The organism is Pseudomonas sp. LB3P81 (assembly GCF_054897965.1).
The window spans coordinates 3,634,371-3,652,523 of record NZ_JBUBVG010000001.1; the positions used below are offsets into that span (position 1 = coordinate 3,634,371).

Consider the following 18,153-nt stretch of genomic DNA (forward strand, 5'->3'; position numbering starts at 1 on the left):
CTAAACTGCCACCCTCCGAACGCCACGGCCAACACGAGGCTCACGCATGCAGTATCGCGACTTGCGCGACTTTATCAGCGGCCTGGAAAAGCGCGGCGAACTCAAGCGCATCCAGGTTCCGGTGTCCCCAGTGCTCGAAATGACCGAGGTCTGCGACCGCACCTTGCGTGCCAAAGGTCCGGCCCTGCTTTTCGAAAAACCCACGGGTTATGACATCCCAGTGCTCGGCAACCTGTTCGGCACCCCTGAGCGCGTAGCGCTGGGCATGGGCGCCGAAGCGGTCAGCGAACTGCGCGAGATCGGCAAGCTGCTGGCGTTCCTCAAGGAACCCGAGCCACCGAAAGGTCTGAAGGACGCCTGGTCGAAGCTGCCGATCTTCCGCAAGATCATCGCCATGGCGCCCAAGGTCGTCAAAGACGCGGTCTGCCAGGAAGTGGTCATCGAAGGCGACGACGTCGACCTCGCGATGCTGCCGGTGCAGACCTGCTGGCCCGGCGACGTCGCCCCGCTGATCACCTGGGGCCTGACCGTCACCAAAGGTCCGAACAAGGACCGCCAGAACCTCGGCATCTACCGCCAGCAAGTGATCGGCCGCAACAAGGTCATCATGCGGTGGCTGAGTCACCGTGGCGGCGCACTGGATTACCGCGAATGGTGTGAAAAGCATCCGGGCCAGCCGTTCCCGGTCTCCGTGGCGCTGGGCGCTGACCCGGCGACCATTCTCGGTGCCGTGACGCCGGTGCCGGACAGCCTCTCCGAATACGCTTTCGCCGGCCTGCTGCGCGGTAACCGCACCGAACTGGTGAAGTGCCGCGGCAACGACCTGCAAGTGCCGGCCACCGCCGAAATCATCCTCGAAGGCGTGATCCATCCGGGCGAAATGGCCGACGAAGGTCCGTACGGCGACCACACCGGTTACTACAACGAAGTCGACAGCTTCCCGGTGTTCACCGTCGAGCGCATCACCCACCGGATCAAGCCGATCTACCACAGCACCTACACCGGCCGTCCGCCGGATGAGCCGGCGATTCTTGGCGTGGCGCTGAACGAAGTGTTCGTGCCGATTCTGCAGAAGCAGTTCCCTGAGATCACCGACTTCTACCTGCCGCCCGAAGGCTGCTCGTACCGCATGGCCATCGTGACCATGAAAAAGTCGTATCCCGGCCATGCCAAGCGGGTAATGCTCGGTGTCTGGTCGTTTTTGCGACAGTTCATGTACACCAAGTTCGTTATCGTCACTGACGACGATATCAATGCACGGGACTGGAACGACGTGATCTGGGCCATCACCACGCGTATGGACCCCAAGCGCGACACGGTGATGATCGACAACACGCCGATCGACTACCTCGACTTCGCCTCGCCGGTCTCAGGCCTGGGTTCGAAAATGGGGCTCGATGCCACGCATAAATGGCCGGGCGAAACCACGCGCGAGTGGGGCCGGGTCATCGTCAAGGATGATGCCGTGACCCAACGGATCGATGCCATCTGGAATCAGTTAGGAATAGATTGATGCGTGTAACCTTGCAGCCCTCCGGAGCAGTGCTTGAGATTCTGCCCGGCGAGCGGATTCTCGATGGCGCACGGCGTCTGGGCTATGAATGCCCGCAAAGCTGCCGCAACGGCAATTGCCACGTGTGCGCCGCGCTGCTGGTGGAAGGGCGGGTCGAGCAGGCTGGTCATGTGCGTGACCATGGCGAGTTCTACACTTGCATAGCAGAGCCGCTGGAAGACTGCATCGTGCTGTGGGATGGCGTGCTCGCGCTGGGAGAATTGCCGGTGCGCAGCTTGTCATGTCAGGTCACCAGTTGCACCGAGGTCGGTGGCGATACCTGGCGGGTACGACTGCGGGCACCGGCCGGCAAGCCACCGCGTTATCACGCGGGTCAGTACCTGATGATTCATCGGGACAATGGCGAAAAGTCATCTTTTTCCCTGGCGTCGGCACCTTCTGCCGGGCGAGATCTGGAAATCCACGTGCTGGTGCGCGAGGCCAGTGCACAAAATTTGATCAAGCAACTGCAGCGCGACACGATGGTGCGAATCGACATGCCATTTGGCGATGCGCACCTGGCCGAGTTGCCCGACGCACCGTTGGTTCTGATCGCTGCGGGTACCGGCATGGGCCAGATCCACAGCCTGATCGAACATTGTCGGGCCTCGGGCTTCAAGCATCCGGTGCATCTGTATTGGGGCGTGCGTCGTCCTGAAGATTTTTATGAAATCGAACATTGGGATGAATGGCTGAAACTGCCCAATCTGTTCCTGCATAAAGTCGTCAGCGATCAATGTGGCTGGCAGGGGCGTTGCGGCATGCTGCATGAGGCGGTGTGCGAGGATTTCCCGGATCTGAAATCCTTGCATGTATATGCCAGCGGCTCTCCGGCGATGGTCTACGGCACGCTGGATGCGTTGGTCGAAGCCGGGATGGATGCTCATCAGATGCGCGCGGATGTGTTTGCCTACGCGCCTAGATGATGAGGCTGCCCCCTCTGTAGGAGCGAGCTTGCTCGCGATGGAGGTCAACGATAATGCGTGCAGTCGGATGAACGCGTTGTCCTTGTCTCCATCGCGAGCAAGCTCGCTCCTACAGGTTCTCTGGTTATAACTCCATATATAGCCGATCGGTATTTATAGATTTTTATAAATGCCGGTAGGTTATATGTCATTCAGGCAATTATTTAAAACTGTGCCATGGCACTTAAATTGCCTTAAAACATATGTGCCTTATTGTTACAGCGGTGCGTTCTATTAAGTAATTCATTACCCGCGGGGAGCTGAACGCTATTCGCCATGACCGCCATTGAATCTGCTTTTTTGAATCTGGCTTACCCTCCGCGGCTCGATCTGGGGCCGCAGCTTACGCACGAACAATTGCTCAGCTCGATGCAGTCGACCATGGCGCGCCACAAGGGCGGGCCGGTCTGGCTGTTTGCCTATGGCTCGCTGATCTGGCGTCCTGAATGCGCGGCGGTTGAACGCGTTCGTGGCCGGGTGCATGGCTACCATCGCGGTTTGTATTTGTGGTCCCATGAACATCGCGGCACGCCGGAAGTGCCGGGCCTGGTGTTTGGTCTGGATCGCGGCGGCTCTTGCAGCGGCTTCGCTTATCGTTTGCCCGAAGAACAACTCGACGCTTCGCTGTATGCCTTGTGGCAGCGCGAAATGCCATTTCCGTCCTATCGCCCACACTGGCTCAACTGCCGTCTCGAAGACGGAAGCCAGGTTCAGGCGTTGGGATTCGTGTTGGAGCGACACCTGCCCAGCTATGCCGGAAACTTGCCGGATCATGTGCTGAGCCATGTGTTCGAAAACGCTTGCGGGCGCTATGGCACCACTCGCGATTATGTCGAGCAGACCGCCAACGCCCTGCGTAGCCACGCCATGCCAGACCGGAATCTGGAGGCGCGGCTCAAGCGCTGCAAATCAAAAAACGATCAGGCGATTGCTTCGCGGGTCTGACTGGCGACCTGCTTGTGCCACAAGGTTGGCGCAAGGAAGGCCATTGCCAGCAGGCACGCGCCAATCAGCAAGACGAAAACCGCCGTCCCGGCCAAACAGCGGAAATGTTGGAGATCGCATGTTCTTTTACGAACATGTCGCTCAGGTGTAAGTGAAGGGCGCTGTGGGAATTGTTACCTCGCGACCATTTTTGACGCGGTTATGCCCGGAGTAGTGCGGGGCTTTGGGAAATGTCCTGCGCCTGAACAGGAAGCCATGGCGTTATGTAAAAAATCGTCGGGCCTTAACCTTTGTGCTGTTGCCAAGACTGGCATTTCAGGCGTGAAAGGGAGGGGTTATGCGGTGGTTTGCGTGCGTATTGTTACTGGTGCTATCCGTGGATGTCTGGGCCGACGAGGTGTTTCTTATTCCTGAGAAAAACCCCAAGCCGATTTATCCGACTGCGCTATCCAGGGCGGGTATCGTCGGTAATGTGCGGGTCAAGTTCACGGCCAATGCGGATGGTTCGGTCAGTAAGGTGCGCATTCTGCAAAGCGACCATCCTGATCTGGCCGAGGCGAGTAAAGCCGCGATAGAGCAGTGGCGATTCAAGCCGTGGACGATTGAGGGTGAAAAACCGGCCGAACAGGAAATCATTGCGCCGATGATTTTTGGACTTGATGCTCCGAATGGCATCAATCAGTGGCTCAAAGAGGTGAAGTGTCGCGAGGTCAATCAGGGCCTTGTCAGCATCGCGGAATACCAGTGGGTTGATTTACCCGCGTTTCAATACACCCGCGCTTACCTGTCGAATGGATATTTCCAAAAACAAATGTCGAGTGAGCAACGTCTGGCGATGATCGCCAGACTGAACAGGCGTGTGCCGGCAATTGCCAGGCAATGTCTGAATAATCCTGCCGCGAGATACATGAGGTTCCTGCCGGAGGATATTCGGAAGTTGATTTAGTCATGGCGCAAAAAAGCGGTTTGAACAGGGTGAAGTTCAAACCGCTTTTTCAGTCTCAGCGAACCTGCACCACCACTTTTCCGACCGCCTTGCGCTGGCCAAGATCATTGATCGCCTGCGCCGCGTTGCTCAGTGGATACACCTGCGATACCAGCGGCTTCAACTTGCCCTCGGCAAACCAGCCAAACAACTGCTGGAAATTCGCTGCATTGTCCTGAGGCTGGCGCTGGGCGAATGAGCCCCAGAACACGCCAACCACCGCCGCGCCCTTGAGCAGTGCGAGGTTCACAGGGAACTCCGGAATGCGTCCGCTGGCAAAACCGACCACCAGCAAGCGGCCATTCCAGGCGATGGCGCGGATGGCCTGGTCAAACAGGTCGCCGCCGACCGGGTCGTAGATCACGTCCGCGCCCTGGCCATCGGTCAGGCGTTTGATTTCGTCCTTGAGACTGGTTTCGGTGTAGTTGATCAACTCATCAGCGCCGGCAGCCTTGGCCACCGCGAGTTTTTCGGCGCTGCTGGCGGCGGCGATCACGCGGGCGCCCATGGCTTTGCCGATTTCCACGGCGGCGAGGCCGACACCGCCGGAAGCGCCAAGCACCAACAGGGTTTCACCCGGTTGCAGGTTGCCGCGTTGCTTGAGCGCGTGCATCGAGGTGCCGTAAGTCATGCTGAAAGCAGCGGCGGTGTTGAAGTCCATGGAGGGCGGGATCGGCAGCACGTTGTAACCCGGAACGGCGACCTGCTCGGCGAAGCTGCCCCAACCGGTCAGGGCCATGACCCGGTCGCCGACTTTCAGGTGGCTGACCTTCTCGCCCACGGCGCTGACCACGCCGGCCGCTTCGCCGCCCGGGGAAAACGGGAAGGGCGGCTTGAACTGGTATTTGCCCTCGATGATCAGCGTGTCCGGGAAATTCACCCCGGCGGCGTGCACGTCCAGCAGGATTTCATTCTTCTTCGCGACAGGGCTGGCGACGTCTTCCAGCACCAGCGATTCGGCAGGGCCGAAGGCTTTGCACAGCACGGCTTTCATCAGGGCTATTCCTTTGGGAGTGATGGCCGATAAGTGTAGGTGTGTGAGTCGATGGGTCAACGAGCATGCCCCGCCCTGATAGTCAGCCATAAGCTTGTGCTTGCGCGGCGGGTCGTTATGCTAGGCCGCAAACCGGATAAGGAGCGAATTGTGAAAGCGTGGATCATGTTGTTGCTGGCCCTGTCTCTGCCTGTGGCAGCAGTGGCTGAAGAAGCCAAAGAAGGTGGAGCCCAGAAGGTCAATTACATCACCCTGAGCCCGCCGTTCGTGGGTAACTATGGGCTGGACGGCACGCCGAAGCTCAAGGTCTACAAGGCTGATGTGGCATTGCGGGTGACCGGTGAGGAGGCGACCAAACTGGTGAAGGCCAACGAGCCGTTGATTCGTAATCAGCTGGTGGCGCTGTTTGCCCAGCAGACGACCGAGGCGATGAACAACGTCGAGGCCAAGGAAAAGTTGCGTCAGGAAGCGTTGAAGCAGACCCAACAGATCATGAATGATGAGACTGGCAAGCCGGTGGTTGAGGATTTGTTGTTTAACAACCTCATTATCCAGTAAGAGTTTTGCTGTCCGGGCCGGCCTCTTCGCGAGCAAGCCCGCTCCCACAGGGAATCTTCAGTGAATGCAGATTCATTGTGGGGGCGGGCTTGCTCGCGAAGGCATTCTTTCAGGCAATAAATTGATCAAGGCCTTAACGCGATCACCGCCGCCCATTGCTCAGCCGTCACCGGCATCACCGACAGCCGCGAACCCTTCTGCACCAGCGGCATCTCCGCCAGCGCCGTCTGCTGCTTCAGATAATCCAGCTTCAACACCCTGGAAAACGTCTCGACATGCGCGACATCAATCGCGCTCCAGGCGTTTTTCTCGGCGGTGGCCTTCGGATCGTAGTAATGACTTTCCGGCTCCAGTGCGGTCGGGTCCGGATAGGCCGCTTCGACAATCTTGCCGATCCCGGCAATCCCGGGCTCAGGGCAGCTGGAGTGATAGAAGAAGAACTCGTCGCCGACCGCCATGGCCCTTAGAAAATTCCGCGCCTGGTAGTTGCGAACCCCGTCCCAGCGCGCTTTGCCAAGCTTCTCCAGACCTTTGATCGAGAGTTCGTCGGGCTCGGATTTCATCAGCCAATAGGCCATGGTTTTTGCTCCTTGCGAGTCAGGTGGGCAAGATGTCCGGCAATTTTATGACAAACCGACAGTCGGTTGACGCCAGCGTTTGCGTGTCAGTTCACGTTGTCGCAGAATGCCGGCCTTCTAAGCTTGACGCTGCTGCACGGCCTACACCTACAACGGAAACCGCTGCTGTCATCGTATTGATGTGCCTTTGGGGGGCAATCGATGAAACGCAAACCGGATTTACTATGGATTTTGGTTATTTTGTTTGGCCTCGGCGTCGTGACCACTGGCTATGCCCAAAGTCTGTGGAACAACAAGACCGATGCGCCGATTGAAATCGCGCAGCAACAACAGCCGTCGGCCTTCAAGCGCTGAATCTGTCTTTTCGACGCCGCTGATTCCAGTGGCGTCTAGCCTGAGAAGTACCAGGCCTTGTCCGTCACCGTTCCTTGCAACGGCACATCCCAGCTCGCTTGAGCCAATCGTTGGACCTTCTGACATTCATGGGCCAGTCCCAACAGCGTCGGCTTGCGCCAGTTTTTGCGTCGCGCCAGGTACGCCAGGCTCCGGTCATAGAAACCGCCGCCCATGCCGAGTCGTCCGCCGACATCGTCGAATCCCACCAAGGGCAACAGCACCAGATCGAGCGCCCAGACTTTGCGTTGCCGGGCGAGGTTGTGCCTGGGTTCGAGAATGCGAAAACGGTTGGGCTTGAGTTTTTCGCCGGGGCGAATCCGCTGGAACACCATTTTGGTCCGTGGCCAGGCGCTGAGCACCGGCAGATAAGTCGCCTTGCCCCGACGTTGCGCGGCGCGCAGCAACACGCGCGGGTCGATTTCACCATCGGTGGGCAGGTACAGGGAGATATGTTTTGCGCGGCGAAACAACGGCTGCTGGGCCAATTGCTTGTACAGCCCGCGAGCGGCCTGGCGCTGCTGATTGGGTGTCAGTGCGCGGCGGGCCTTACGCAGCATGCGTCGAAGTTGCGGGCGGGGCAGCAGCGCAGGTTCGGTCATGGATTCGGGCTTCAGAAGGGTCGGGTACACAAAGCGTACCCGTAAAAAAGCCGATGCCGGTATTTAAACCGGCATCGGACTGGAATCAGGCTCCCCGGATGAACCGCTGCTGACTTAGCCCTTGAACCCGAAAGTTCAAGGTGGAAGATGCAGTAGGCTTTAAGGCTTTCCGTCTAGCGGACATGCACACCAGCCCAACGTGCAACCTCCAGGGTAGTGCGAATCGGCTCAGGGACGTGGTCAACTGGCAAGCACCCCAGGGAGTGCTGCGAGTATAACCCAAGCGGTCCGGCGAATCAGCCCTTGGTGACGTCCGGATCGGTGGCGAGCACCAGATCGACGCGATCCAGCAGGTCGCGAACCTGCTCGCGGGTCGAGCCGCTGGCCTGCACATCCGGGCGTTCTTCCTTGTGCAGAAGGTCGTGCGTGATGTTCAGCGCGGCCATCACGGCGATGCGATCGGCGCCGATGACTTTGCCGCTGCTGCGGATTTCGCGCATCTTGCCGTCCAGGTAACGGGCAGCGCTCACCAGATTGCTGCGCTCTTCCTGAGGGCAGATGATCGAATATTCTTTGTCGAGGATCTGCACGGTAACGCTATTGCTTGAACTCATGAGTCTTGCTCCAGGGCCTTGAGGCGCGAAATCATCGACTCGACCTTACGCCGGGCGATTTCGTTCTTTTCAATGAGGTGAGCGCGTTCCTCGCGCCAGGTCTTTTCCTGAGCTAATAGGAGTCCGTTTTGACTCTTAAGTTGCTCGACCCGCTTAATCAGCAGTTCGAGTCTGGCCATCAGCGCTTGCAGGTCGGTGTCTTCCATTATGTCCACTGAAAATGTCTGATGGGTGGTTGCATGCGGACTACTGTGTAGGAGCGAGCTTGCTCCGGGCGGCGCTCCGACGATGCACCCGAGAACGCCGCAGGGTATCAGCGGCCCAGCGTTATCGTTGGCGACCATCGCGAGCAAGCTCGCTCCTACAGGGGTAGTCGATGTAGGATACAAGGCCTTCATTCTAGACATAGCGCCGTCTGGCGCCTAGCTGCCCATGCCCATTCAGAATTCTCCGTACCAAGCCTTCGCCACCCTGCTGACTTCCAGCGGTCATCCCGTCTCGCCTGCCGAACTGCATGGCCTGCTCCTCGGCCGCAGTTGCGCCGGTGCCGGCTTCGATGCCGAAGGCTGGCTGGTTGATGCTGCCGAGCTACTCGAAGGCGAGCCGCAAGACAACGTTCGCAATGCCTTGATCGGCCTGCAAGAGATGGTCAAGGGCGAGCTCACCGGCGACGACGTGACCGTCGTTCTGCTGCTGCCGACCGATGACGAGCCGCTGGCTGACCGTGCCGCCGCGCTGGGCCAATGGTGCCAGGGCTTCCTCAGCGGTTTCGGCCTGAACTGCCGTGACAGCAGCATGCTGAGCACCGAGGCCACCGAAGTGTTGCAGGATCTGGCGGCTATCGCCCAGGTGCAAGACGCGCTGGAAGAATCCGACGACGGCGAAAGCGACTACATGGAAGTGATGGAGTACCTGCGTGTCGCGCCGCTGCTGCTGTTTTCCGAAACCAGGAAGCCGGACGCGTCGGCTGCCACCAAACCGTCGTTGCATTAATCGCGAGCCAGGAAAAGCCATCTGCCCATGATTCATATCCCGAAATCGGAATACAGCCGTCGCCGCAAGGCCTTGATGGCGCAGATGGAACCCAACAGCATCGCCATTTTGCCCGCCGCCGCGGTAGCCATCCGCAATCGCGATGTCGAGCACGTTTACCGCCAGGACAGCGACTTCCAGTACCTCAGCGGTTTCCCCGAGCCTCAAGCCGTTATCGTGCTGATGCCGGGTCGTGAGCATGGCGAATACCTGCTGTTCTGCCGTGAACGCAACGCCGAGCGAGAACTCTGGGACGGCCTGCGCGCCGGCCAGGAAGGCGCGATCCGTGACTTTGGCGCCGACGACGCGTTCCCCATTACTGACATCGACGACATCCTGCCGGGCCTGATTGAAGGCCGCGACCGGGTGTATTCGGCCATGGGCAGCAACCCGGAGTTCGATCGACACCTGATGGACTGGATCAACGTGATTCGCTCCAAGGCGCACCTCGGCGCCCAGCCGCCGAACGAATTCGTTGCGCTGGATCATCTGCTGCACGACATGCGTCTGTATAAATCGGCGGCAGAAGTGAAGGTGATGCGCGAAGCCGCGCGGATTTCCGCTCAGGCGCATATCCGTGCGATGAAGGCCAGCCGGGCCGGGTTGCATGAGTTCAGCCTTGAAGCCGAGCTCGATTACGAGTTCCGCAAGGGCGGGGCGAAGATGCCGGCTTACGGCTCGATCGTCGCGGCGGGGCGCAACAGCTGCATCCTGCATTACCAGCAGAACGACGCGGTGCTCAAGGAGGGTGATCTGGTGCTGATCGACGCAGGTTGTGAAATCGACTGCTACGCCAGCGACATCACGCGCACCTGGCCGGTCAATGGCAAGTATTCAGCGGAGCAGAAAGCGATCTACGAGCTGGTGCTGGCTTCGCAAGAAGCGGCATTCGCCGAAATCGCCCCGAACAAACACTGGAATCAGGCGCACGAAGCCACGGTTCGGGTGATTACTGCCGGGCTGGTGAAACTGGGCCTGTTGCAGGGCGACGTCGACGAACTGATCGCCAGCGAAGCCTATAAAGCGTTTTACATGCACCGCGCCGGCCACTGGCTCGGCATGGATGTGCATGACGTCGGCGAGTACAAGGTCGGCGGTGAATGGCGCGTGCTGGAAGTCGGCATGGCGCTGACCGTGGAACCGGGGATCTACATTGCCCCGGGCAACCAGAACGTAGCGAAGAAATGGCGCGGCATTGGCGTGCGCATCGAGGACGACGTCGTGGTGACCAAAACCGGCTGTGAAATCCTGACCAGCGGCGTGCCGAAAACGGTCGGCGAGATCGAGGCCTTGATGGCTGAAGCGCGGACGAAAGCGGCATGAGTCGAGTCAATCTGGCAATTATCGGTGGCGGTCTGGTCGGGGCCAGCCTGGCATTGGCGCTGCAGGCCGGAGCCAAGGCGCGCGGCTGGAAGATCGTGCTGATCGAGCCGTTTGCCCCCGGCCACACCTATCAACCGAGCTACGACGCCCGTTCTTCGGCGTTGTCCTACGGTGCCAAGCAGATTTATCAACGGTTGGGCGTGTGGCAAGAAATCTCCCGCCGCGCCGAGCCGATCAAGCAGATTCACGTCTCCGACCGTGGTCGATTCTCCACCGCGCGCTTGTCGGCGATGGAAGAGGGCGTGCCGGCGCTGGGTTATGTGGTGGAAAACGCCTGGCTCGGCCAATGCCTCTGGCAAGGTCTGGACAAGGACGTGGTCACCTGGCGCTGCCCGGCGGAAGTCACGCGCCTGGAACCGCTGACCGATGGCTATCGCCTGACGCTCAATGATGAAACCACCCTGGAATGCGCCCTTGCGGTGCTGGCTGATGGCGGCCGTTCCGGCCTGCGCGAGCAACTGGGGATCGGCATCAAGAAACGCCCGTACAACCAGAGCGCGCTGATCGCCAACATCACCCCGAGCGAAGCGCACAACGGCATGGCTTTCGAACGTTTCACCGACGACGGTCCGATGGCGTTGTTGCCGCTGCCGGAAAATCGCTGCGCCCTGGTCTGGACCCGTCTGGGCATGGACGCGCAACGGCTGGCCGCCCTTGATGAGCGCAGTTTTCTCAGCGAATTGCAGGGCGTGTTCGGTTATCGCCTCGGCACCTTGAAACAGGTCGGCGCGCGGCATCTTTATCCGCTGACACTGATTGAAGCCGAAGAGCAGGTGCGTCCGCATCTGGCGATTCTCGGCAATGCCGCTCACAGCCTGCATCCGATTGCCGGCCAGGGTTTCAACCTGTCCCTGCGTGATGCGCAGGCGTTGGCGGATGCGCTGCTGGCGAGCGAGAAAGCGCCCGGCGACTTTGCGACCTTGCAGGCTTACCGCGAGTGCCAGCGGATGGATCAAAACCTGACCGTGGGGTTTTCCGATCAGGTCACGCGATTGTTCGGCAGCACTCAACCGCTGGTCTCGCTGGGCCGAAACATTGGCCTGCTCGGCCTCGATCTTCTGCCGCCGGCCAAGCGCTGGTTCGCCCGGCAGGCCATGGGTCTGGGTACACGTTCCGATGCTTAAGTGGCTGACGAGCACGTTCGGCAAAGCACGATTGATGCGTTGCTTCATGTCCTTCTACCCGCCGTACCTTGGCGCCGGGGTTCGCGTGCGGCACATCAGCGATGATTTTCGGGACATCAAGGTGTCCATGGGATTGAGCTGGTACAACCGTAATTATGTCGGCACTCAGTTCGGTGGCAGCCTGTACTCGATGGTCGACCCGTTCTACATGCTGATGCTGATGGAAAACCTCGGACGCCACTACATCGTCTGGGACAAGGCGGCAGACATCGATTTCATCTCGCCGGGCAAAGGCCCGGTGTTCGCCAGCTTCAGGGTCGACGGAACCTTGCTCGACGAGATCCGCCAGCAAACGGTTAACGGCGAAAAATACCTGCCGCAATTGCAGGTCGATATCCACGATGGCGCCGGCACCCTGGTGGCGCGGGTCCAGAAAACCCTTTACGTGCGGCTCAAGCCGCAAGCGAGACAGGCTTAAAGCATGGAAATGCGCGCAGATCTGCTGATTGTCGGGGCCGGAATGGTCGGCAGCGCCCTGGCGCTGGCGTTGCAGGACAGCGGGCTGGAAGTCCTGCTGCTGGACGGTAGCCCGATGAGCGTCAAACCCTTCGACGGGCAGGCGCCGTTCGAGCCGCGAGTGAGCGCCTTGTCGGCTGCCAGCCAACGGATTCTTGAGCGATTGGGTGTCTGGGACGGCATCGCCGAGCGGCGCTGCAGTCCATACACCGACATGCACGTGTGGGATGGCAGCGGCACCGGGCAGATCCACTTTTCGGCCACCAGCGTGCATGCCGAGGTGCTTGGGCATATCGTCGAGAATCGTGTGGTTCAGGACGCCTTGCTCGACCGCTTGCACGACTGCGACCTGGGAATGCTGGCCAATGCGCGTCTGGAGCAGATGCGCCGCTCCGGTGATGACTGGCTGCTGACCCTGGCCGATGGCCGTACGTTGCGGGCGCCGTTGGTGATCGCGGCGGACGGTGCCAACTCGGCGGTGCGGCGCCTGACCGGTGTGGCCACGCGCGAGTGGGATTATCTGCACCACGCAATCGTCACCAGCGTGCGCAGCTCACAACCTCACCAAATGACGGCCTGGCAGCGGTTTACCGATCAGGGTCCATTGGCGTTTCTGCCGCTGGAGCGGGACGGTCGGCAGGATTGGTGTTCGATCGTCTGGTCGACCACGCCGAGTGAGGCCGAGCGCTTGATGGCGCTGGATGACGATAGGTTCTGTCGTGAACTGGAGCGCGCCTTCGAGGGCCGACTCGGAACGGTGGAGAGCGCCGACCCGCGTCTGTGCGTGCCGCTGCGTCAGCGCCATGCAAAGCGTTACGTGGCTGAAGGCCTGGCACTGATCGGCGATGCCGCGCACACCATTCACCCGTTGGCCGGACAGGGCGTGAACCTCGGTTTCCTCGATGCCGCCGTGCTCGCCGAAGTGCTATTGCAAGCGGTTGAACGGGGCGAGCGGTTGGCGGACGTGAAAGTGCTGAGCCGCTACGAGCGCCGGCGCATGCCGCATAACCTTGCGTTGATGGCGGCGATGGAGGGCTTCGAGCGTTTGTTCCAGGCGGATCCATTGCCCGTGCGCTGGTTGCGTAATACCGGGTTGAAGATGGTTGATCAAATGCCGGAGGCCAAGGCGTTGTTTGTGCGGGAGGCGCTGGGGTTGATCGGGGATTTGCCGGCGCTTGCCAAGGCCTGACAGCTTTATTGATGCTGATGGCCCCTTCGCGGGCAAGCCCGCTCCCACATGGGAATGCTTTTCAAAATGTGGGAGCGGGCTTGCCCGCGAAGGGGCCGGTACATCCACCCCATACCTCAAGCCATGCAACATCTGGTAACTCCTCCGCAAACTGTTCGATTGAGAAGGTAAATGTGAGTCCTTATCATTTGCCCTCACTTTTCCATATCGAGAGATCGCTCCCATGTTGGCACCGAAGCGTCTACTGACCGCACTCGCCCTGACCCTGATCGGCAGCACTGCCGCCCAGGCCGCTGACGAGGTGGTGGTTTACTCCTCGCGTATCGACGAGCTGATCAAGCCGGTGTTCGATGCCTACACCGCGAAAACCGGTGTTCAGGTGAAATTCATCACCGACAAGGAAGCGCCGTTGATGCAGCGCATCAAGGCCGAGGGCGAGAACGCCACCGCCGACCTGTTGCTGACCGTCGATGCCGGCAACCTCTGGCAGGCTGAGCAAATGGGCATCCTGCAACCCTTCACCTCGAAAACCATCGACGCCAACATCCCGCTGCAATACCGCGCTTCCTCTCATGCCTGGACCGGCCTGAGCCTGCGGGCGCGAACCATCGCTTACTCCACCGACCGGGTGAAACCGGGCGAGTTGACCACTTACGAAGGTCTGGCCGACAAAAATTGGGAAGGCCGCCTGTGCCTTCGCACGGCGAAGAAGGTCTACAACCAGTCACTGACCGCCACCATGATCGAAGTGCATGGCGCCGACAAAACCGAGAAGATCCTCAAGGGCTGGGTCAACAACCTGTCCACCGATGTGTTCTCCGACGACATCGCGGTGCTGGAAGCCATCAATGCCGGCCAGTGCGACGTCGGCATCGTCAACACTTACTACTACGGGCGTTTGCACAAGCAGAAGCCTGACCTGGCGGTGAAACTGTTCTGGCCGAACCAGGCTGATCGTGGTGTGCATGTGAACCTGTCGGGCATCGGCCTGACCAAACATGCGCCGCATCCGGAAGCGGCCAAGGCGTTGGTTGAGTGGATGACCACCCCTGAAGCGCAAAAGATTTTTGCCGACGTGAACCAGGAATTCCCGGCCAACCCTGCGGTTCAGCCGTCCGCCGAAGTGGCGAGCTGGGGCAAGTTTGTGGCGGATACCTTGCCGGTGGAAATTGCGGGCAAGCGCCAGGCTGAAGCGATTCGCATGATGGATCGGGCTGGCTGGAACTGAGTCTGCTGCTTTAAAGATCAAAAGATCGCAGCCTGCGGCAGCTCCTACATAGGGATGATGTACACCCGGTAGGAGCTGCCGTAGGCTGCGATCTTTTTGCGTTTAACGTACATTCGTTGATTTTCCGCAAGAGAGCTTTTCCTTGGCCCACCCTGCCCAACGCCGCTGGTATCCCCTGGTCTTCGCCATCGCTGCGCTGGTCCTGCTGCCCCTCAGCGTTTTGCTGTTGTCCTGGCAAACCATCGATCATCAAATCTGGTCCCACCTCTGGGACACGCAGATGCCGCGCCTGCTGGGCAACACGCTCACCCTGGTACTCGGCGTCGGTGTCGGTGTAACGCTGTTGGGCGTCAGCCTCGCCTGGCTCACCAGTCTCTGTGAATTTCCTGGCAGGCGCTGGCTGGATTGGGCACTGATGCTGCCTTTCGCCATTCCCGCCTACGTGCTGGCTTTTGTTTTCGTCGGTCTGCTGGATTTCGCCGGCCCCGTGCAAACCCTGATGCGCGAATGGTTCGGCACCGGCCTGCGGTTACCGCGAGTGCGCTCCACGGGCGGTGTCATCCTCGTTCTGGTGCTGGTCTTTTATCCCTACGTTTACCTGTTGGCACGCACCGCGTTCCTGGCGCAGGGCAAAGGCCTGATGGAAGCGGCGCGAGTCCTGGGGCAGTCGCCGTGGCAGGCGTTCTGGCGGGTCGCCTTGCCGATGGCGCGGCCCGCCATCGGTGCTGGCGTAGCGTTGGCGCTGATGGAAACCCTCGCGGATTTCGGGGCCGTGTCGGTGTTCAATTTCGACACATTCACGACTGCTATCTACAAGACCTGGTACGGATTCTTCAGCCTCTCCACCGCCGCGCAACTGGCCAGCCTGTTGCTGCTGGTGGTGATGGTCGTGCTGTACGGCGAGCGTCGTGCGCGCGGAGCCAACCGGGCGAGCAACGAACGACCGCGGATGAAGGCGCTGTATCACCTTCATGGTTTCAAAGCGCTGGCGGCGATGGGTTGGTGCGGTCTTGTGTTTGCCTGCGCCTTCGTCATTCCAGTGCTGCAACTGGTGGTGTGGTTCTGGCAGCGCGGGCGTTTCGATCTGGATGATCGGTACACCGGGCTCATTGTTCATACGCTGTATCTGGGCGGCATGGCGGCGCTGATCACCGTCAGCGTTGCGCTGGTGCTGGCATTTGCCCGGCGCCTGGCGCCGACCCGGGCGATTCGTTCCGGTGTCAGCCTGGCCAATCTCGGCTATGCGTTGCCGGGTTCGGTATTGGCAGTGTCGATCATGCTGGCGTTCAGTTATCTGGATCGCGAGGTGGTGATCCCCGTTTCGGGTTGGCTCGGCGGGGCGAGCAAACCTTTGCTATTGGGCAGCTTGTCGGCGTTGCTACTGGCCTATCTGGTGCGTTTCATCGCGGTAGCTTATGGGCCGCTGGAAAGCAGCCTGGCGCGAATACGGCCATCTTTGCCCGAAGCGGCACGTAGCCTTGGAGTCAGTGGGCCACGACTGTTTTTCAAAGTGTATCTGCCGTTACTGCTGCCCGGCACATTGAGTGCTGCGCTGCTGGTGTTCGTCGATGTGCTCAAGGAAATGCCCGCGACCCTTCTGATGCGCCCGTTTGGCTGGGACACGCTGGCCGTGCGCATCTTTGAAATGACCAGCGAAGGCGAGTGGGCGAGGGCGTCGTTGCCGGCGTTGACTCTGGTTCTGGTCGGGTTGTTACCGGTCATCGGATTGATTCGACGTTCAGCGTATCGAAACACCTAGGTGTCAGTCCTACACCTTGAGGCTACAATGCGCGGCATTCGGTGCGGTCCGTCTTACAGACCCGGTAGCTGAAATCGGCTGAAAGCCTTCTATTTAAAGGCTTTCACCCCGTGCAGCGCCGGCCCGCACCCTCGCCACGCCCGGAAGGAGAAACCCATGGGACAGCGTACGCCTCTGTATGACCTTCATCTCGCCCTCGGCGCGAAGATGGTCGATTTTGGCGGTTGGGATATGCCTCTGCATTACGGCTCGCAGGTCGAGGAACACCATCAGGTGCGCCGCGATTGCGGGGTTTTCGATGTATCCCACATGACCGTGATCGATGTCAGCGGCGGGCAGGCCAAGGCCTGGCTTCAGCATTTGCTGGCCAATGACGTCGAGCGCCTGCACAGCTCCGGCCGTGCCTTGTACAGCACCATGCTCAACGAGCGCGGCGGTATCGTCGACGACATGATCGTCTACCGCCTCGACGAGGGTTATCGCCTGGTGGTCAACGCCTCCACCCGCGATCAGGACCTGGCGTGGATGCAGGCTCATCTTGTAGGCTTCGATGTGCAGCTCATCGAGCGCTCGGAGTTGGCGATGCTGGCCATTCAAGGCCCTCAAGCCCGACACAAGATTTGCGAACTGGTCACCCAGTCTCGCGGCAACCTGATCCAGCTACTCAAGCCGTTCGAAGGCCAGCCTGACGGTGACTGGTTCATCGCGCGCACCGGTTACACCGGTGAAGACGGTCTGGAAATCATTCTGCCAGCCGATCAGGCGCCAGGCTTCTTCAATGACCTGGTGGGCGCGGGCATCTCGCCGATCGGACTCGGCGCACGGGATACCTTGCGTGTCGAAGCCGGCATGAACCTCTACGGGCAGGACATTCATCAAGATGTTTCGCCGCTGGCCTCGAACATGGCCTGGAGCATTGCCTGGGAACCGGCCACTCGTCAGTTCATCGGCCGTGCTGCCCTGGAAGCCGAGCGGGCGGGTGGCGTTCAGCACAAACTGGTCGGTCTGGTCCTTGAGGAACGCGGGGTTTTGCGCGCTCATCAAGTGGTCCGCATCGCCAATGTTGGCGAAGGGGAGATCACCAGTGGTAGTTTCTCTCCTACGCTTAGCAAGTCGATTGCACTGGCGCGCGTGCCGATGGCGACTGCCGACCGCGCCGAAGTGGAAATCCGTGGCAAATGGTACCCGGTCCGAGTGGTCAAACCGACCTTCGTACGCCACGGCAAAACCTTGATCTAACCTTTTCTGGCGGGCAACGACCGCTGACTATTTTCTTGAGGACACAGAACATGAGCGATATCCCTGCCGACCTGCGTTTTGCCGAAAGTCATGAATGGGCCCGTCTGGAAGCCGATGGCACCGTTACCGTGGGCATCAGCGATCACGCTCAGGAAGCCTTGGGCGATGTGGTGTTCGTCGAACTGACCGAAGTCGGAACTGTCTTCGCTGCCGGTGATCAATCCGGCGTGGTTGAGTCGGTCAAAGCCGCTTCCGACATCTACTCCCCGGTTGCCGGTGAAGTGATTGCGGTCAACGAAGAACTGAGCGCCAATCCGGAACTGCTCAACTCCGACCCGTACGGTGCCTGGATCTTCAAACTGAAGCCAAGCAACGCTGGCGATCTGGACAAGCTGCTCGATGCGGCTGGCTATAAGGCCGCCATCGGCGAGTAAGCCTTCAGCGTCACCCAGAGCCTCGACTTGTCGGGGCTTTTTATTACCTGGCAGATCAAGATC

20 protein-coding genes and 1 other RNA gene are annotated in these 18,153 nt (G+C 60.0%); 15 read left to right on the plus strand and 6 right to left on the minus strand.

The genetic code is table 11. The annotated features are described in order from the left end of the window. Positions 1-46: 46 nt before the first annotated feature. The 4 genes from ubiD to ACYZTL_RS16765 all read left to right on the plus strand — a co-directional run bounded on the left by ubiD (position 47) and on the right by ACYZTL_RS16765 (position 4,408). Positions 47-1,513, plus strand: coding sequence for a 4-hydroxy-3-polyprenylbenzoate decarboxylase (gene ubiD / locus ACYZTL_RS16750; protein ID WP_461952715.1), 1,467 nt, complete (start codon positions 47-49; stop codon positions 1,511-1,513). Then, positions 1,513-2,478, plus strand: coding sequence for a CDP-6-deoxy-delta-3,4-glucoseen reductase (locus ACYZTL_RS16755; RefSeq protein ID WP_461952716.1), 966 nt, complete (start codon positions 1,513-1,515; stop codon positions 2,476-2,478). Before ubiD ends, ACYZTL_RS16755 begins: the two co-directional genes overlap by 1 nt. Positions 2,479-2,793: 315 nt before the next feature. After that, complete coding sequence (locus ACYZTL_RS16760; protein ID WP_461952717.1) at positions 2,794-3,462, plus strand: gamma-glutamylcyclotransferase; 669 nt, start codon at positions 2,794-2,796, stop codon at positions 3,460-3,462. A 337-nt stretch (positions 3,463-3,799) separates the two neighbouring features. After that, complete coding sequence (locus ACYZTL_RS16765; RefSeq protein ID WP_461952718.1) at positions 3,800-4,408, plus strand: energy transducer TonB; 609 nt, start codon at positions 3,800-3,802, stop codon at positions 4,406-4,408. A gap of 55 nt (positions 4,409-4,463) precedes the next feature. Here ACYZTL_RS16765 and ACYZTL_RS16770 read toward each other — a convergent pair whose 3' ends face one another. After that, on the minus strand, positions 4,464-5,441 hold the full coding sequence (locus tag ACYZTL_RS16770) for an NADPH:quinone oxidoreductase family protein (RefSeq protein ID WP_461952719.1): 978 nt from the start codon (positions 5,439-5,441) through the stop codon (positions 4,464-4,466). Positions 5,442-5,591: 150 nt separating this feature from the next. Here ACYZTL_RS16770 and ACYZTL_RS16775 point away from each other — a divergent pair, with 150 nt between their 5' ends. Continuing rightward, complete coding sequence (locus ACYZTL_RS16775) at positions 5,592-5,999, plus strand: flagellar basal body-associated protein FliL (protein WP_461952720.1); 408 nt, start codon at positions 5,592-5,594, stop codon at positions 5,997-5,999. Between the two features lie 125 nt (positions 6,000-6,124). Here ACYZTL_RS16775 and ACYZTL_RS16780 read toward each other — a convergent pair whose 3' ends face one another. Next, a complete protein-coding gene (locus tag ACYZTL_RS16780) occupies positions 6,125-6,577 on the minus strand; it encodes an EVE domain-containing protein (protein ID WP_461952721.1) in 453 nt (150 codons plus the stop codon). A gap of 201 nt (positions 6,578-6,778) precedes the next feature. Between ACYZTL_RS16780 and ACYZTL_RS16785 the strand changes: the two genes are divergently transcribed. Then, positions 6,779-6,931, plus strand: a complete 153-nt coding sequence (locus ACYZTL_RS16785) for a hypothetical protein (protein WP_007942433.1) — start codon at positions 6,779-6,781, stop codon at positions 6,929-6,931. A 35-nt stretch (positions 6,932-6,966) separates the two neighbouring features. Here the strand turns inward: ACYZTL_RS16785 and ACYZTL_RS16790 are convergent, their stop codons facing one another. The 4 genes from ACYZTL_RS16790 to ACYZTL_RS16805 all read right to left on the minus strand — a co-directional run bounded on the left by ACYZTL_RS16790 (position 6,967) and on the right by ACYZTL_RS16805 (position 8,392). After that, positions 6,967-7,572 (minus strand): 5-formyltetrahydrofolate cyclo-ligase, encoded by a 606-nt coding sequence (locus ACYZTL_RS16790; protein ID WP_461952722.1) that lies wholly within the window; start codon positions 7,570-7,572, stop codon positions 6,967-6,969. Positions 7,573-7,659: 87 nt separating this feature from the next. Further along, positions 7,660-7,838, minus strand: a non-coding RNA gene (gene ssrS / locus ACYZTL_RS16795) — 6S RNA. 30 nt (positions 7,839-7,868) lie between these two features. Beyond that, positions 7,869-8,186, minus strand: coding sequence for a cell division protein ZapA (locus tag ACYZTL_RS16800; RefSeq protein WP_007942435.1), 318 nt, complete (start codon positions 8,184-8,186; stop codon positions 7,869-7,871). Beyond that, complete coding sequence (locus ACYZTL_RS16805; protein ID WP_461952723.1) at positions 8,183-8,392, minus strand: TIGR02449 family protein; 210 nt, start codon at positions 8,390-8,392, stop codon at positions 8,183-8,185. Before ACYZTL_RS16805 ends, ACYZTL_RS16800 begins: the two co-directional genes overlap by 4 nt. 226 nt (positions 8,393-8,618) lie before the next feature. On the opposite strand from ACYZTL_RS16805, the gene ACYZTL_RS16810 reads away from it, so the two are divergent. From ACYZTL_RS16810 to gcvH, 9 genes are all read left to right on the plus strand, one after another. Further along, a complete protein-coding gene (locus ACYZTL_RS16810; RefSeq protein WP_461952724.1) occupies positions 8,619-9,179 on the plus strand; it encodes a YecA/YgfB family protein in 561 nt (186 codons plus the stop codon). Between the two features lie 27 nt (positions 9,180-9,206). After that, the gene (pepP, locus tag ACYZTL_RS16815) at positions 9,207-10,541 is read left to right on the plus strand and encodes a Xaa-Pro aminopeptidase (RefSeq protein WP_461952725.1); all 1,335 of its coding nucleotides are present in this window, start codon (positions 9,207-9,209) and stop codon (positions 10,539-10,541) included. Beyond that, positions 10,538-11,725, plus strand: a complete 1,188-nt coding sequence (gene ubiH, locus ACYZTL_RS16820) for a 2-octaprenyl-6-methoxyphenyl hydroxylase (protein ID WP_461952726.1) — start codon at positions 10,538-10,540, stop codon at positions 11,723-11,725. The genes pepP and ubiH overlap by 4 nt, the downstream gene beginning before the upstream one ends. Next, a complete protein-coding gene (locus ACYZTL_RS16825) occupies positions 11,718-12,203 on the plus strand; it encodes a DUF4442 domain-containing protein (protein WP_461952727.1) in 486 nt (161 codons plus the stop codon). Before ubiH ends, ACYZTL_RS16825 begins: the two co-directional genes overlap by 8 nt. Positions 12,204-12,212: 9 nt before the next feature. Further along, the gene (locus tag ACYZTL_RS16830) at positions 12,213-13,430 is read left to right on the plus strand and encodes a 2-octaprenyl-3-methyl-6-methoxy-1,4-benzoquinol hydroxylase (RefSeq protein ID WP_461954325.1); all 1,218 of its coding nucleotides are present in this window, start codon (positions 12,213-12,215) and stop codon (positions 13,428-13,430) included. A 223-nt stretch (positions 13,431-13,653) separates the two neighbouring features. After that, positions 13,654-14,658, plus strand: coding sequence for an extracellular solute-binding protein (locus tag ACYZTL_RS16835; RefSeq protein ID WP_461952728.1), 1,005 nt, complete (start codon positions 13,654-13,656; stop codon positions 14,656-14,658). A gap of 142 nt (positions 14,659-14,800) precedes the next feature. After that, positions 14,801-16,417, plus strand: a complete 1,617-nt coding sequence (locus tag ACYZTL_RS16840) for an ABC transporter permease (protein WP_461952729.1) — start codon at positions 14,801-14,803, stop codon at positions 16,415-16,417. 156 nt (positions 16,418-16,573) lie between these two features. Then, the gene (gcvT, locus tag ACYZTL_RS16845) at positions 16,574-17,656 is read left to right on the plus strand and encodes a glycine cleavage system aminomethyltransferase GcvT (protein ID WP_461952730.1); all 1,083 of its coding nucleotides are present in this window, start codon (positions 16,574-16,576) and stop codon (positions 17,654-17,656) included. Between the two features lie 50 nt (positions 17,657-17,706). Beyond that, positions 17,707-18,090: a glycine cleavage system protein GcvH gene (gene gcvH / locus ACYZTL_RS16850; protein ID WP_414884742.1), complete on the plus strand. Its 384-nt coding sequence runs from the start codon at positions 17,707-17,709 to the stop codon at positions 18,088-18,090. Positions 18,091-18,153: the final 63 nt, after the last annotated feature.